Raw genomic sequence first — 15,533 nt, forward strand, 5'->3', positions numbered from 1 at the left:
TCTATTTTTTCGTGGCAAAAGGGCAATTCCCTCTTTTTTATTTAAACTCTTTACACACATTTTACATATTGATAATAAAGCCTGCCATTTGGTTTGATAGACTGAGAGTAAACTTAAAGACGCAAGGGATGATGGACATGGGTATTCAGTCAGAAGAGCTCCTCCAATTTTACGATATCATTGAAAAAGGTTCCATATATTCTGTCTATCAGCCTATTGTTTCTATGCAAGATGGCCTAGTAATGGGGTATGAAGCACTAATTCGTGGTCCCAAGGATAGTAACTTTCACTCGCCGTTAACGATGTTTCAATTCGCAGAACAGCACGGTGAGCTTTATAAGCTTGAGCAGCTAGCTCGCGAGAAGGCCATACAGGGGTCAATTTTGGAACATCCGCAGCAATTGCTTTTTATTAATATTTCTTCGCATGTGCTGTATGATCCTGGGTTTGTTCCGGGGAAAACGTTGGAAATTCTACAGAAACACGGACTTCGGCCAAGCAATGTCGTTTTTGAAATAACAGAAAGAACCTCCATTGAGGATTTCTCCCTAGCCCAAAAAATATTGGCGCATTACCGGAAACAAGGGTATCGGATTGCGATCGATGATGCTGGCGCGGGGTATTCGTCTATGCAGGCCATTGCCGAGCTTCAGCCGGATTTTATCAAGATTGACCGATCTCTCATCCAGGATATCCATATCAACAAAGTAAAAGAGTACATATTGGAAACATTCGTTACTTTTGCACAAAAAATGAACATCTCTTTGATCGCTGAAGGCATTGAACATGTCGATGAACTGACCAAATTGGCGAGGCTTGGCGTACATTATGCCCAAGGCTTTTTGCTGGGCAGACCGCAACCGGATGCTGCTACGATTCAGGACAGCTTGAAGATGTTGATTTGGCAGCAGCGCAAAGTACAAGGAGGCCATATGACCTGGGCGATTGGCGATCTGAAAACACCTGTGAAAGTGTTCGACAAGAAAGTGCCTATATCGGAAGTGGCGGATTATTTCAAAAAGAATCAAGAATCTGTAGGAGCAGTCATCGTTAGTGAAGAAGTACCAGTCGGCCTCATGATGAGAGATCGCTTGTTCCAGCAGTTAGCGGGGCAATACGCGTTCTCTTTATTTTGGAATCGGACGGTTGACAGTGTCATGGACGACTCGCCGCTCATCGTGGACGAGTTTATTTCAGTCGAGCAAGTGTCCCAGATGGCAACTTCGCGGTCGATTCATCATTTATATGACCTTGTAATCATTACAAGTAGTGGGAAGATGGCAGGTATTGCTTCAATCAGATCTATTCTAGAGAGCATAACCAATGTCCGGATGGAGTCGGCTCGCGTGGCCAATCCACTCACTGGCTTGCCGGGGAATTTGCAAATTAACCGGGAATTGAATAAACGGATTCATGAGAATAAGCCTTTCCATGTTGTGTATGCGGATCTGGACTATTTCAAATGGTTCAACGACAGGTTCGGTTTTCAAAAAGGGGATCAACTTATTCAATATACGGCGGATATTATGCAGCAGGCGATCTCCGTTTGCGGGAACCCGCTTGATTTTGTGGGGCATGTCGGAGGCGATGATTTTATCGCGATTTCTTCTACGGATGAGCCTGAGCTTCTGTGTCAGGAAATGATTCGCAGGTTCGAAATGGGCGTGAAGATGTTTTATGAAGATGAGGATTGGGAGTATGTGTGGGACAGGAGCGGCAACAAGGTTAAAAGCGAGGGAGTCACACTGTCGCTGTCATTAGTCGTTTGCAGCTGTGAATCTCCCATTTCACTTGAACATATTTCACAAACAGCGGCTGTGCTCAAAAAGAAAGCAAAGGCCTACCCAGGCAGCATTTATTATTTTCAAAATATAGGGTAAACACGTTTAGAAGGTGTAGATCAACTGTTTAAAGGAACGGATGATAACGACCTTCTGCTTGCCGATCCGTCGTTCAGAAATTTTCTTCATATTCCCGGGATGAATCCAGATGGCATCTAGACCGCTTGAAGCGGCTCCTACCACGTCATTGCGCCACGAGTTACCAACCATCACACTTTGGCTTGAAGCCGCGTTCATGGTCTTCAGAGCTCTCTCAAATATAGCTGGGTGCGGTTTACGCGGACCGTCCTTCTCCGAGCTAAATAAGCGATCTTCGGTGATCCACCGGGTCAGCTTCAATTTATCCAAATTGCTATGTAATCTTCTGCGGTTTCCGTTACTGATAATGGCAAGCTTATAGTTCTGGGACAAAGCTTCCAGCGTATCCTCTACTCCGGGAAAAAGCGCTACAAAATGGTCCTCTTGTTCCTCGACCTGTTCAAAAAAAGCGCGAGTAAAACCCGTGCTGACATTCACTGGCAGCGGGTGCAGCGCCTTGCGCAAACAAATATGCCTAAGCTCATCCGGCGATAAAGGACTCCGTACAGGCGCTTTGCGGTGCCGGCTCCACTCCATTTTGTAACTTTGAAGAACGTCTTGCGCAGTGAAAAGAGTTTCGTCCGGCTCCCACCTCGCCGTGTAGTCATTCATGACCTCAAGAAATGCGGAATCAAAGCATTGTCTGCGATCCAGAATCGTATTGTTCATATCGAAAAATATAACCTTTTTACGTGTTGGTGAGAAAAAAGGGCTCATTCGGAGAACCTCCTTTTGAAGAGCGGAACATCGATTAATGGATTCCTTACATGTTTATGTGCGCTAGCGTTTTTTTATTTTAATTTCGTATGCTATGATGAAGGAAGTATGTCTAAAAACGGGGTGCGAACTTATGGATAAGCTTATTATTATTGACGGTAACTCTATTGCGAACAGAGCCTTCTATGCTTTACCGCTGCTCAGCAATTCTAGTGGGCTGCATACGAATGCCGTTTATGGTTTTACAACGATGCTGCTCAAATTAATAGAAGAAGAAAAGCCGACGCATTTTCTTGTTGCTTTTGATGCCGGGAAGATTACGTTTCGACATAAAGAATATACCGAATACAAGGGCGGACGGGCCAAAACGCCGTCGGAGCTTTCCGAACAATTCCCGCTGATCAAAGAATTGCTGAAAGCGTTCAAAATTCCGCAGTTTGAGCTGTCCGGCTATGAAGCTGATGACATTATCGGTACGCTGACCAAAGCCGCAGATGCCAAAGGCGAGAAAGTTCTTCTCGTCTCAGGAGACAAGGATATGCTGCAACTGGCTTCCGATCACGTGACCGTTGCGATAACTCGCAAAGGAATTACGGAAGTTGAGCTCTATAACCCGGCTGAGATCAAAGAGAAATACGGTCTTACGCCTGCGCAGATTGTCGATCTAAAAGGACTTATGGGCGATACATCAGATAACATTCCGGGTATTCCGGGAGTTGGCGAGAAAACAGCGCTCAAGATGCTCCATGAATTTGGCACTGTTGAAGAAGTGCTTGCGAATACGGCTAGCCTGAAGGGCAAAATGAAAGAAAAAGTCGAGGAGCACGCGAAAGACGCGATCATGAGTAAAGAACTCGCAACGATCTTCCGTGAAGTGCCGATGGAAACTGCGTGGGATACGTTCCGTTACGAAGGTTTTGACGGACAAGCTTTGGCAGGCATGTTCCGCAAGCTGGAATTCAAATCATTGCTGGAGAAAATGGATTTCGGCACTCTGGATTTGGAAGCTGAGGGAAAAGTTGTTGAAAGCATGGAAGCGGTTGTTGTTACAGAAGCCAATGTGGGTGAGCTGATTGCTAAACTAAGCGACAGCGGAGCCATCCATATAGAAGCTGTCGGCGAAAATCCACATCAAGCCGTCAATGTCGGCGTTGTCTGGTTTACACATGATGGGGACGTGAATACGTCCTATTACGTGCCTATCCAGCTCCTAAAAGGGGAAGCGGGCGTGCCGCTGCGCGCATGGCTGGCTGATGATTCGAAGAAGAAGCAGCTCTTTGATCTGCATCGTTCTATTCTGGCTTTGGCCTGGCAGGGGATCGCGCTCAAAGGTGTGGATTTCGACGCCTTGCTGGCCGCTTACCTGCTCGACCCTACGGAGTCGAATCTCACCTTGAGCGGCTTATCGGCGAAGTACAGCCTGCCTGGTCTGAAGGCAGACGAAGACGTGTTCGGCAAAGGCGCGAAATTCCGCCTGCCGGAGCTCTCAGCGCTTAGCGACCACGTGGGACGCAAAGCAATGGCGACTGCGCGCCTGGTGCCGGTGCTCGCGGGAGAGCTGGAGAAGGGCGAGATGCATCAGCTCTTCTATGAGCTGGAGCAGCCGCTGGCTAGCGTGCTCGCCGAGATGGAGCTGCGCGGTATCGCCGTAGACGCCGAAGGGCTTAAAGCGCTTGGCGTGGAGCTCGTAAATAAGCTGGACACGATTATGTCCAGTATTTACAAGCTCGCCGGCGTGGAGTTCAACATCAACTCGCCGAAACAGCTTGGCGAGATTCTGTTCGAGAAGCTGGGGCTGCCAGCTTGGAAGAAGACCAAAACCGGCTACTCGACGGATGCCGAGGTGCTGGAGCGCCTAGCGCCCTACAACGAAGTGGTCGGGCAGATTCTGAACTACCGTCAGCTTGCGAAGCTGCAATCGACGTACGTTGAAGGGCTGCTGAAAGAGGTGCGGCCAGAGACCGGTAAGGTGCATACCTATTACCGGCAGACCATTGCCGCCACAGGACGGCTCAGCAGCCAGTTCCCGAACCTCCAGAACATTCCGATTCGTCTGGAGGAGGGCCGGAAGATCCGCAAAGTGTTCGTGCCATCCGAGCCTGGATGGTACATTCTCGCTGCGGATTACTCGCAGATCGAGCTGCGCGTGCTTGCGCACATCTCGCAGGATGAGAATCTGAAGGAGGCTTTCCTTCAGAATATGGACATCCACACGAAGACGGCGATGGACGTCTTCGGGGTCGAAGAGAGCGCCGTCGACGCGAATATGCGGCGCCAAGCCAAGGCCGTTAACTTCGGCATCGTTTACGGGATCAGCGACTATGGCTTGTCTCAGAACTTAGACATTACTCGCCGGGATGCAGCGCAGTTTATTGAACAATATTTTGCTGTCTTCCAAGGCGTACGCAAATATATGGATGATATCGTAAAGGATGCACGTGAGAATGGTTACGTCACGACGCTGCTGCAGCGCCGCCGGTATTTGCCGGAGATTACGCATTCGAATTTCAACCTGCGCTCCTTTGCGGAGCGGACCGCGATGAACACGCCGATTCAAGGTACGGCGGCTGACATCATTAAGCTTGCAATGGTACAGATGGATGCTCGCTTGAAGAAAGAGGGCTTGAAGAGCCGTATGCTGCTTCAAGTACACGATGAGCTCGTCTTCGAGGTTCCGGAAGAGGAGCTGGAGATGATGCGCCGCCTTGTGCCGGAAGTCATGGCAGGGGCATTGAAACTGGACGTGCCGCTGAGTGCGGACGTTGATTATGGCCTTACTTGGTATGATGCCAAGTAAACAAGTAAGGAAGGCTGAACTACTACCAAAGAGGTGAACATCCATGCCTGAACTACCCGAAGTCGAGACGGTCAAGCGCACACTGAACAATCTGATCACCGGTAAAACGATCGAGCAGGTTCAGGTCAGACTGCCCCGCATTATCCAGAAACCTGATGATATTCAAATGTTTGAAGTGCTGCTGCAAGGGCAGCAAATTGAAACGATTGAGCGCAGAGGCAAGTTTTTGCGATTTGTTTTAACCGATTACGTCATGGTCTCGCATCTGCGGATGGAAGGCCGTTATGGTTTATACAGCAGTGAAGATCCACTCGAGTCTCACACGCATGTGCTATTTCGCTTTACCGACGGCAGCGAGCTGCGATACAAGGATGTGAGGCAATTTGGCACCATGCATTTGTTCCCGAGAGGGGAAGAGCTTACGCAGCCGCCACTGCATAAACTTGGCTTGGAGCCACTGGATGAAGGCTTCACGTTCGAAGCTTTCCGGGACCGGATCGCTCACAAGAAGACGAAGATTAAGCCTCTGCTGCTGAATCAAGAATATATTGTGGGCATCGGTAATATTTATGTAGACGAGTCCCTTTTCTTAGCCGGCATCCATCCGGAACGAGAGGCATCTTCGCTCAGCAAGAAGGAGCTCATGTTGCTGCATGAGGCGATTATTCGCACGCTTAGCGATTCTGTCGAGGTGGGAGGATCTTCGATCAAGTCGTATGTGAACGGCCAAGGTGAAATCGGCCTATTCCAGCATCAGCTGAACATTTATGGCAGACAATCGCAAAGCTGCAAAACATGCGGAAGCGAAATCTACAAAACCGTGGTTGGGGGCCGCGGCACGCACATTTGCCCAACCTGTCAACCGTTAAAGCGAAAGAGAATCATAAAGAAGTCTGAGAAATAGGCACGTGAAGCGCGCCCTTCCCATATGATATGGAGTACTTAGCCCAGATGATGTGCTGTTACCCAGCTTTTGTCGTCAGTGGTAAAACTCTTAGGAGGGGTATTATGCTTCCGGTGGTTTCTTTGCTCATTCTGGCTTTCGCAGTTTCTTTAGACGGTTTCGGCGTTGGCGTCATGTACGGATTACGTAAAATTCGCATCCCATTTCTCTCTATTGGTATTATATCCCTATGGTCTGGTATCATTATTTATAGTTCGATGCAAATTGGCGTCCTCATGTCTTCTTTCATGTCTCCCCTGTTTGCCAAACGGATCGGTGCTCTCATCCTGATCGGGATTGGTATCTGGGCGCTTTCCCAGCTGAGACAGCAGAAGTCGCATGATGCTCAAGAGGCAGCCAAATCGCCTGAGGACCAGATATCTCTCAGCAGCGTTCCTCCTTCTGGTCATGAGCCCGCCACGCTCGATACGCTGCAAAGGACGAAGGAAATTCTGAATATTGAGCTCAAGCGCTTTGGTTTGGTTATTCAAATTCTGCGAACACCGTCCATTGCAGATGTGGATAAATCGGGTAACATTTCAGCTTCTGAGGCAACATTGCTAGGGCTAGCCCTCTCGCTCGACGCATTTGGTGCGGGAATTGGCGCTGCATTAATTGGTTTTGTTCCATTGTTAACGGCATCGGTTATATCGGTTTCGAGCGGTTCGTTTATTGCATTAGGACTTCGTATTGGTTTTCGTTATGCCGAAATGACTTGGATGAAGAAGTTAGCTATTCTTCCAGGATGCGTACTTATTCTCATGGGTTTATTGAAAATGTTATAGTGGAAAAGGAATATACTTAGGAGAGATTGGCCTATGAATATCGGGTTAACAGGAGGAATCGCTTGCGGCAAAAGCACGGTTAGCGCCATGCTGGTTAGCCGCGGTGCTCTATTAGTAGATGCGGATCAAATCGCGCGTGATGTTGTCCAGCCCGGCAGCCCTGTTCTTGAACAGGTTGCTGCGCATTTTGGACAAGCGGTCATTCAGGAAGACGGCTCGCTGCATCGTAAAAAACTAGGAGAGATCGTATTTGGGAATACAGAAGCACGTAAACAACTAGAACACATTTTACACCCGCCTATTCGCAAGATGATTAGAGATCAGATGGAAGCCTATGAGAATCAGTTTCCAGACAAGCTGGTTGTCGTCGATATTCCTTTATTGTTTGAATCCGATTTATCCTTTATGTTCAATGAAGTAATGGTCGTGTATGTGCCACCTCACATTCAGGTGGAACGTTTAATGCGCAGAGATAACTTAACGGAAAGCGCGGCCAACAACCGAATCAACGCCCAAATGTCGATAGAAGAAAAACGCAAATTGGCGGATATCGTGATCGACAACAGCGGAACCTGGGAAGATACCTTAGCGTCGGTTGAACGGTTTTGGCTAGGGAAGGGGCTTTCATGAAGTTTTTACGCAAAAAACGAGTTTTTGCCCTTTTACTCGTTTGTTTCGTTGTAGTCCTCTTTATGAACAGCACTTTTATAGGAAGAAAGTTGTATCCCATCTATTTTGAGCAGGAAATTAGGCAAAGTGCGGAGAAGCACAATATAGACCCTTTTCTCATTGCAGCCATCATCAGGGTGGAAACGAATTATAAGCATCACTTGGAATCGAGTAAAGGTGCCTTGGGGCTAATGCAGTTGATGCCAGACACGGCAGAATGGATTGTGGAGTCCACCAATTTAGGACCACATACCCAGGAAGATTTGTTAAAAGCGGACGTGAATATTAATCTCGGTTCTTGGTATTTGAGCTGGCTTAATAAGCATTACAATGGAAATTTAATTTATGCGATTGCCGCTTACAATGCAGGACAAGGGAATGTGAATAAATGGAAGCAAACGAACCTTTGGGACGGCTCACAGGAGCGCATTGACCAAATTCCATTCGGCGAAACGCGTCATTATGTTCAGCGAGTTATTTATTATTATGAGAAATATACCAAGCTGTATGGAGAGCAGTGGCAAAGTCAGACGTAGTCATGACAAAAACAAAGAAGCATTGGACTGGCTCCTTTATGGGGGGCTTAAGTCCAATACTTCCCGTTTTGCAGATTCTGCGGCTATTTCATCTCAAGATTACTTGAATTGACCAGCCAAAGATTGTTCTGCGATTTGTACCAGGCGACGAGTAATGTGACCACCGATGGCACCAGTGTCACGAGTAGCCATGTTACCGTAGTATCCATCTTGTGGGATAGAGATACCAAGTTCTTGGGCTACTTCGTATTTCAACTGATCCAACGCTGCGTTAGCTTGAGGAACAACTAGCGTGTTGCTGTTTCCTGCGCTCATGTCTGTTCACCTCCTTGTCGGTTGGTACTAGTATTGTGCGCACTTCTTCATTGTTCATGACATGTAACATATGGTAATCCATCACATAGAAAAGAAAGGAGAGATAGCGAATGAAGTGTCCGTTCTGTGATTATTCCGGTACGAAAGTGCTTGACTCACGTTCAGCTAATGAAAACAAATCGATCCGCCGTCGCCGGGAATGTGAGAAATGTGCCCGAAGATTCACGACCTTTGAGATGGTGGAAGAAACGCCGCTTATTGTGATTAAAAAGGATGGCAGCAGGGAAGAATTTAGTCGTGAGAAAATATTAAGAGGCTTAATACGTGCCTGCGAGAAGCGTCCGGTGTCCATGGAGAGACTGGAGATGCTGGTATCCGAAGTCGAAATGCAGCTTCGTACGACGGCTCATGCGGAAGTTGACAGTTTAGGCATTGGCGAAATCGTCATGGAGCAATTGTACCCCGTCGATGAAGTGGCTTACATTCGCTTCGCTTCTGTTTACCGACAATTTAAGGACATTAATATGTTCCTAAAAGAGCTTACCCAAATATTGGGAAAGCATGATCCCGGCCTACTCCGGGACAAATAAAGAAAGCCGGTTCTGATTCGTTCAATTGAACGTGCTCAGATCGGCTTTTATTTGTTAAATTTGTTGGATTGCTTAGACCGAATGAATGACCGTAGTGACAACTAAATTAGATGTCGTTGAAGTTGATGTCGAGGTAGCAGTAAACGAGAGTGTCTCCAGAACAACCGTGGCGCCGATCGTAAGGGAATTGGTGATAACCAGATTGGCTGTGGTCAATGTCGTAAGGCCTCCCGCAATGAGAATGCCATTCACGAACACATTGTAATAGCCATTGCTGCCTGGAACAGTAAGACTGTTCGCGGGCAAATTCGTGCCAGAGTCGTCCTTGAAACTGCTGGAGGGAATGGTGGTCACACCAGAGAGAATGTTGCCTATGACGACAGTATCTGTGAAGCGTTTGACCAGTGGCGTAATGGTCGAGGTGGTCGTTGTTGTAATGGTCCCCGAAACGGTGCTGGTTGCAGTTAAATGCAAGGTAATCAAACCTGAACTCATCGTCACTCTCCCTCTCTATCCCTCTATCAAATCATCATTCTAGTACTCTATATACTATATGTAATTTAATTGGAAAAAATTGGATGAAAGACTTGTTGAGGCAACATATTCAAAAAAATATTCCAACGAGCTAAACTTTAAACCTTAAATCTGACAAAAAATAAGAAAAAGACAGCGGGATTCCCGTTGTCTTTTTACTGTTTTATTCATAAAAGGCTATGATGACGCGATTTCGTTTGATTATAAAAAAAATAATGTTATTGACATCAACCGACTGCATTTTTGTGGGCGTTCGTGCATAATTCTGTTATTGGGTACGTTTGTCCAGTTCACTCCTAAGAAATTGAATAAATCGAATTGATTCCTCGGGGGACAACACGTTGTTATTAAACTTAAAGGAGAACATGTTCAAAATATCAGATTCTGGGAGATGCAGGTTAGCAATTAAGTTTTCCACATCCAAGCTTATGTTTCCGTTTAATACAATTTTATCCATCCTTTTCAGCTCCTCCTAAGTCATTCTACATTAATCGGACGGAGGCTGTTGGCAGCTGGCTGACATTTTGGACATATACACATGCCAAATTAGTCCCTATAGCTTTGCGTCATCACTTTTCAGTGATTTTGCCCTTGTCGTGCCGATTAATGCTTGTAAGAAAACTATATCACATTATTTCCATTTATTACATCTATTCGAAGGATGGTTGAAGCATATGTCCGTCAAAACGAATCCAATTCCAGGTTTTTCTTATGAATTAGACATTATGAAAGTAGCCAGCTCGTTAGGAATTGATCAAGATCGCTTACTGGCTTATGTGTATTCGAATATGGATACTACGAAACGGAGTGAGGATAGGACCGGGCAGCCGATGATTAGGCTTGATGAGCATTCCTAAATTTCGTATATAAATCAAAAAAAGCACTGCAACCATAGCGGCGGCAGTGCTTCTTGAGCGTAGAAAAGGCTCTTTCTACACCATAATTTTGCAAATATCGTTCGTGAACTCAACGGGATCTTGAAGAGGCAAGCCTTCGATCAGGAGAGCTTGGTTGTACAAGAGGGCTGTGTACAGGTTCAGCTTCTCTTTGTCTTTCTCGAAAGCATCTTTCAATGAACCGAAGACTTCATGGTTCATGTTGATTTCAAGAACCTTCTCCGCTTTCACATTCGGGTTATTCGGCATCGCATTCAAGATTTTCTCCATCTCGATCGTCATGTCACCATCTGTTGATAGACATACCGGATGCTTTTTGAGGCGCTTGGATGCTTTGACATTAGAAACTTTGCCAGACAACAAGCTAGTCATGTAATCAAAAAGCTCTTTATTTTCGCTTTTGTCCGCTTCGGTTTCGGATTTATCATCAGCTTCAATGCCGAGGTCGCCGCTGGAAACAGATTTGAATTCTTTTTCCTTGTAAGTCATGATCATCTTGATGGCAAACTCGTCGATATCGTCAGTGAAGTACAAGATTTCATACCCTTTATCGGTAACAATCTCCGTTTGTGGAAGCTTATCAATGCGCTCCATGGACTCCCCGGAAGCATAGTAGATATACTTCTGATCTTCCGGCATTCTCGCGATGTACTCGTCGAGTGTAACGAGCTTCTTCTCGTTGGAGGAGTGGAACATCAACAAGTCCTGCAGAACGTCCTTATGAGTCCCGTAGTCGCTGTAAACGCCGAACTTGAGCTGACGTCCGAACGATTTGTAGAAGGTCTCGTATTTCTCTCTTTCATCTTTCAGCATGGATTGAAGCTGGCTTTTGATTTTGCTCTGAATGTTTTTGGCGATCAATTTTAATTGACGATCATGCTGCAGCATCTCTCTGGAAATGTTCAGAGACAAGCTTTCGGAATCGACCATCCCTTTCACGAAGCTGAAATAGTCCGGAAGCAGGTCCGCGCATTTGTTCATGATAAGAACGCCATTCGCGTACAGCTCTAAGCCTTTTTCATATTCCTTGGAATAGTAATCGAAAGGCATGCTTTCTGGAACAAAGAGGATCGCTTGGTAAACAACAGCCCCGTCTGCGCTAACATGAATATGCTTGAGCGGCTTATCGAAGCCGTAATGTTTCTCATGATAAAACTTCTCATAATCCTCAGGCGTTAATTCACTTTTGTTTTTTCTCCAGATAGGCACCATGCTGTTGAGCTGCTGCTCATCTTGATAATCTTCGAACTCATCTTCCGTGCCTTCTTTAAGTCTTTTGCCGGCAACGTCCATTTTAATCGGGTAACGGATGAAGTCGGAATATTTTTTGATGATAGCTTTCAGGCGGTACTCGTCCAAAAACTCGTCATAGTTGTCATCTTCCGTATTTGCTTTGATTTGCAAAACGATTTCTGTACCCACAGAGTCTTTCTCTGCTGCTTCGATCGTATAGCCATCAGTGCCCGTGGATTCCCACTTGTAAGCCGTGTCGCTGCCAAGCGCTTTACTTGTTACTGTCACGACATCCGCTACCATGAATGCGGAGTAGAAGCCTACGCCGAACTGACCGATAATATTGTGGCCGTCTTTGGCTTCATTATCTTTTTTGAACGCAAGGGAACCGCTCTTCGCAATGATCCCTAGATTGTTCTCCAAATCTTCCTTCGTCATCCCAATACCCGTATCCCGGATTGTTAACGTTCTATTTGTTTTGTCAGCAATGACTTTGATAAAGTAACTATCTTTGTCAAATACCAACGAGTCGTCTGTTAGAGCTTTGTAGTAAATTTTATCGATGGCATCGCTGGAGTTGGAAATGAGTTCTCTCAAGAAGATTTCTCTTTGCGTGTAAATGGAGTTAATCATCATTTCTAATAGTCGTTTGGACTCAGCCTGAAACTGTTTCTTTTCCACGGTTAAATCTCCTCTCGATATGTAACAACACTTCAATATTAGCACTCTATCTACTTGAGTGCTACACCTTATTTTTATATCATTCCTCCAAATTAATGTCAATTGCTATTCCTGTGAATCCCCCCTGAAGATGACAAAAAAATGCCGTCTCCCCCTTGCACGCAGAAGTGCTAGCGAGAAACGGCATTTCCTTATCTCATGGAACCCGCTGGTCCGGGCTTCAGGGCGACACTTGATTTCCGGTGATGCAGCCCGTAATACAGCAGGGATGAACAGGCGACAACGACTCCTGCCACGAAGTACATCGTATGATAGTTTGTTTTGGATGCCACAAGGCCAAGCACATACGAGCCGATTCCATAGCCGGTATCGAAGAGCAAGAAAAACGTGCCTGTGGCAAGTCCTCTTCGGTGCGCAGGCGCGGCTTGGATGGCGATGGTCTGGAAGCTCGGAAGCATTGCACCGAAGCCAAGTCCCAGCAGTCCGCCGGCAACTAAAAAGGGAACCGGGGAAGACGTCAGACTGAGGCCAATCATCCCCAGCGAGAACAAAATAACGCCAGGATATACTAAGCCGTTAGGTCCTGAACGATCGAACCTTTTGCCTGTAAAGGGCCTGGAAATGACAATCATCAAAGCGAACACCATGAAGAAGTAGCTCGCATATTTCTCCAATCCGTTCGACTTCGCATAAACGGACAGGAACGTTGTGATCGCACCATAAGAGAAGGCGAGCACACTGCCTGTCAAGGAAATCGGAATCGCGCGCGGCTCGATGAATTTTCTCCAACCCTTTTCCGGTTTCACAGAGGCTTGTACGACGCGCTGCGGGATACGTAGAGATAGTCCGAATATAAGGGATAGCACGGAGAATACGATACATATGCTGAATAGCAGCACATTATTGTTCGATTGCATAATCGTTAAACCGAGAAACGGTCCAACAACCATCGCTAGGCTCATGAAAAGACTGAAGTAGCCGATGCCTTCTCCCTTGCGGCGATCTGGCACAAGATCAATGGCGACTGCACCCGCGGCAGTTGTCGCCATCCCGAAGCCAATGCCGTGAAGAAAACGTAGGCCAAGCAATAGACTATACTGATGTATAAACGGATATATCGCGGTGCAAATCATAAAGAGAACAAGGGAGAAGGAGATGATCTTCTTCCGGTTCCATTCGTCCATCCATTTACCAGTTAACGGCCGTAAAATAACGGTTGAAATAATGAAGACGGTCATCACCAGACCAATTTGCTCCTGCCTTGCATGCAAAGTATCGGTGACAAAGATAGGCAGAGTTACGGCTAGAATATAAAAAGTCATAAATAAAAAAAAGCTGCTGAGACAGACAGCAACGAAATCACGATTCCACAATTTCTGATCGGTATCGGTATTCACTGTGTTTCCTCCACTTCCTTGATGCGTGCATTGGCTTCTTGGGTGATTTGAATAAGCAGTGACTTGAGCAGGGAAGCCTGCTCCTCTGAGAGGCTGCTGAGAAGCGAGGCGATGACCTCCTGCTCAATCGGAGTAAGGATGTCATTCATGGCCTTGCCTTGATCTGTAATGAACGTTAGAAAGGACCTTCGATCCTGTTCATTAGCGCGGCGTTCAATCATACCTTTGCGCTCCAATTGGTCAAGGATTCGGGTAATATTCGTCTGATCTTTCTCCGCCCGGATAGCAAGTAGTTTCTGCGTAATGCCATCCTCGTATGCGAGACGATGAAGCACGACCCACTGTTCTGTCGTCATATCGTATGGCTGGAATCGAGATCCTAAGAGCTGTGTCATTCGCCGTCCGGCATGATTCAAGATAAAGCCAAAGGAATGATCTAAGTGCATAGCACAAAGCCCCCTTTCGAAATTTAGTTGCTATAGCAATTATATTCTTAGCAAGTAAATTCGTCAATGATTTAGACGCGCTTTGCATAAGGTTAGGGAGATCGGACATACTATTTTTGACGGTGATTTAGAGAGGTGTTGTGTCGCATTTCATGTAGACGAAATACCAGGGAAGTTGTTGTTGAATCTACCGTAAAGCGAGGAGATGTGCCGCAGGCCATTAATGTAGTCCAAAACTGCAGGAATGTGATGAGGTAGTTACCGAGCGTAGTATGGTTCAAGGCAAAAGTACCATCAATTTGTCACCGTCGAAAAGGACTCCGTGAGGAGTCCTTTTTCTTTTGCTTATTCTATTGGTGCAAGGCAAAAAGTCAGAAGCGGTTCATATCCATGCTCTCGATGATCGGCTTGGAATAACCGTTGATGGCAATTTCAATCATGGCGCGGCCAACCTTCTCCGAAGTCGTGACTGAATTCGGGAACCATTTTTCCAGCATAGGGTAAAAAGGTTTCATGATCGTATAGACGGCCTGATATAACTTCGTTTTGGATCTGACGCCATGCAGGGGGAGAATGCCTCCGGGCCTAAACATATAGGCCGCTTTAAAAGGCAGCTTGAGCAGGTCATTTTCTGTTTTGCCTTTGACACGCGCCCACATACTGCGTCCTCGCTCGGAGCTATCTGTGCCGGTGCCAGTCACATAGGTAAATGTCATGGCGGGGTTCAGTCTCACCAAAGTTTTGGCCACACTCAGAGTTAAATCGTACGTTATCGCCGTATATTTCTCCTCGCTCATTCCCGCTGAAGAGACGCCAAGGCAGAAAAAGCATGCATCAAACCCGGAGAGTTCGCCCTCCATGGCTGACAAATCCAGCAAGTTCGCATGCACAAGTTCGCGCAGTTTTGGGTGCTGCTGGCCTGTTGCATTTCGACCTATCGTTACTACACTCTTAATCCTTGTATCAAGGAGACATTCGCGCAGCACAGATTGCCCTACCATTCCGGTTGCTCCGAAAAGAAGAACGTTCAAAATGAGATCACACCTCTCTATTTACTTCCATTGTTTCCGATTAA

At 46.5% G+C, this 15,533-nt stretch carries 16 protein-coding genes and 1 riboswitch; of the genes, 8 read left to right on the top strand and 8 right to left on the bottom strand.

Annotated features, from left to right (window positions below):
* Nucleotides 1–137: 137 nt before the first annotated feature.
* A complete protein-coding gene (locus GQF01_RS23560; protein WP_161409100.1) occupies nucleotides 138–1,880 on the top strand; it encodes a GGDEF domain-containing protein in 1,743 nt (580 codons plus the stop codon).
* Between the two features lie 6 nt (nucleotides 1,881–1,886).
* Here GQF01_RS23560 and GQF01_RS23565 read toward each other — a convergent pair whose 3' ends face one another.
* Nucleotides 1,887–2,636, bottom strand: coding sequence for an HAD family hydrolase (locus tag GQF01_RS23565; protein ID WP_161409101.1), 750 nt, complete (start codon nucleotides 2,634–2,636; stop codon nucleotides 1,887–1,889).
* A 133-nt stretch (nucleotides 2,637–2,769) separates the two neighbouring features.
* On the opposite strand from GQF01_RS23565, the gene polA reads away from it, so the two are divergent.
* The 5 genes from polA to GQF01_RS23590 all read left to right on the top strand — a co-directional run bounded on the left by polA (nucleotide 2,770) and on the right by GQF01_RS23590 (nucleotide 8,366).
* Nucleotides 2,770–5,433: a DNA polymerase I gene (gene polA / locus GQF01_RS23570; RefSeq protein ID WP_161409102.1), complete on the top strand. Its 2,664-nt coding sequence runs from the start codon at nucleotides 2,770–2,772 to the stop codon at nucleotides 5,431–5,433.
* 43 nt (nucleotides 5,434–5,476) lie between these two features.
* Nucleotides 5,477–6,337 carry a DNA-formamidopyrimidine glycosylase gene (gene mutM, locus GQF01_RS23575; RefSeq protein ID WP_145659401.1) on the top strand — a complete coding sequence of 287 codons (861 nt, stop codon included), beginning with the start codon at nucleotides 5,477–5,479 and terminating at the stop codon, nucleotides 6,335–6,337.
* Between the two features lie 104 nt (nucleotides 6,338–6,441).
* Nucleotides 6,442–7,161 carry an MntP/YtaF family protein gene (locus GQF01_RS23580; protein ID WP_161409103.1) on the top strand — a complete coding sequence of 240 codons (720 nt, stop codon included), beginning with the start codon at nucleotides 6,442–6,444 and terminating at the stop codon, nucleotides 7,159–7,161.
* A 33-nt stretch (nucleotides 7,162–7,194) separates the two neighbouring features.
* Nucleotides 7,195–7,791, top strand: coding sequence for a dephospho-CoA kinase (gene coaE / locus GQF01_RS23585; protein ID WP_161409104.1), 597 nt, complete (start codon nucleotides 7,195–7,197; stop codon nucleotides 7,789–7,791).
* Complete coding sequence (locus tag GQF01_RS23590; RefSeq protein ID WP_161409105.1) at nucleotides 7,788–8,366, top strand: lytic transglycosylase domain-containing protein; 579 nt, start codon at nucleotides 7,788–7,790, stop codon at nucleotides 8,364–8,366. The genes coaE and GQF01_RS23590 overlap by 4 nt, the downstream gene beginning before the upstream one ends.
* Before the next feature lie 99 nt (nucleotides 8,367–8,465).
* On the opposite strand, the gene GQF01_RS23595 is transcribed toward GQF01_RS23590, so the two are convergent.
* Entirely contained in the window at nucleotides 8,466–8,681 is a 216-nt protein-coding gene (locus tag GQF01_RS23595; RefSeq protein ID WP_127458075.1) for an alpha/beta-type small acid-soluble spore protein, read from the bottom strand.
* A 110-nt stretch (nucleotides 8,682–8,791) separates the two neighbouring features.
* Here GQF01_RS23595 and nrdR point away from each other — a divergent pair, with 110 nt between their 5' ends.
* Complete coding sequence (gene nrdR, locus GQF01_RS23600; RefSeq protein ID WP_127458074.1) at nucleotides 8,792–9,271, top strand: transcriptional regulator NrdR; 480 nt, start codon at nucleotides 8,792–8,794, stop codon at nucleotides 9,269–9,271.
* Nucleotides 9,272–9,343: 72 nt separating this feature from the next.
* On the opposite strand, the gene GQF01_RS23605 is transcribed toward nrdR, so the two are convergent.
* Both GQF01_RS23605 and GQF01_RS23610 read right to left on the bottom strand, forming a co-directional pair.
* Nucleotides 9,344–9,766: a DUF4183 domain-containing protein gene (locus GQF01_RS23605; RefSeq protein ID WP_161409106.1), complete on the bottom strand. Its 423-nt coding sequence runs from the start codon at nucleotides 9,764–9,766 to the stop codon at nucleotides 9,344–9,346.
* A gap of 307 nt (nucleotides 9,767–10,073) precedes the next feature.
* Nucleotides 10,074–10,262, bottom strand: coding sequence for a hypothetical protein (locus GQF01_RS23610; protein WP_161409107.1), 189 nt, complete (start codon nucleotides 10,260–10,262; stop codon nucleotides 10,074–10,076).
* A 47-nt stretch (nucleotides 10,263–10,309) separates the two neighbouring features.
* A riboswitch (cyclic di-GMP riboswitch) is annotated at nucleotides 10,310–10,405 on the bottom strand.
* A 74-nt stretch (nucleotides 10,406–10,479) separates the two neighbouring features.
* Between GQF01_RS23610 and GQF01_RS23615 the strand changes: the two genes are divergently transcribed.
* Nucleotides 10,480–10,662, top strand: coding sequence for a hypothetical protein (locus tag GQF01_RS23615; protein ID WP_161409108.1), 183 nt, complete (start codon nucleotides 10,480–10,482; stop codon nucleotides 10,660–10,662).
* A gap of 75 nt (nucleotides 10,663–10,737) precedes the next feature.
* On the opposite strand, the gene htpG is transcribed toward GQF01_RS23615, so the two are convergent.
* From htpG to GQF01_RS23635, 4 genes are all read right to left on the bottom strand, one after another.
* Entirely contained in the window at nucleotides 10,738–12,615 is a 1,878-nt protein-coding gene (gene htpG / locus GQF01_RS23620) for a molecular chaperone HtpG (RefSeq protein ID WP_161409109.1), read from the bottom strand.
* Between the two features lie 191 nt (nucleotides 12,616–12,806).
* Nucleotides 12,807–14,012 carry an MFS transporter gene (locus GQF01_RS23625; RefSeq protein WP_161409110.1) on the bottom strand — a complete coding sequence of 402 codons (1,206 nt, stop codon included), beginning with the start codon at nucleotides 14,010–14,012 and terminating at the stop codon, nucleotides 12,807–12,809.
* Nucleotides 14,009–14,458 (bottom strand): MarR family winged helix-turn-helix transcriptional regulator, encoded by a 450-nt coding sequence (locus tag GQF01_RS23630; RefSeq protein ID WP_161409111.1) that lies wholly within the window; start codon nucleotides 14,456–14,458, stop codon nucleotides 14,009–14,011. Before GQF01_RS23630 ends, GQF01_RS23625 begins: the two co-directional genes overlap by 4 nt.
* Nucleotides 14,459–14,829: 371 nt before the next feature.
* Entirely contained in the window at nucleotides 14,830–15,489 is a 660-nt protein-coding gene (locus tag GQF01_RS23635; protein ID WP_161409112.1) for an NAD-dependent epimerase/dehydratase family protein, read from the bottom strand.
* Nucleotides 15,490–15,533: the final 44 nt, after the last annotated feature.

The organism is Paenibacillus silvestris (assembly GCF_009882985.1).
GTDB lineage: Bacteria > Bacillota > Bacilli > Paenibacillales > NBRC-103111 > Paenibacillus_E > Paenibacillus_E silvestris.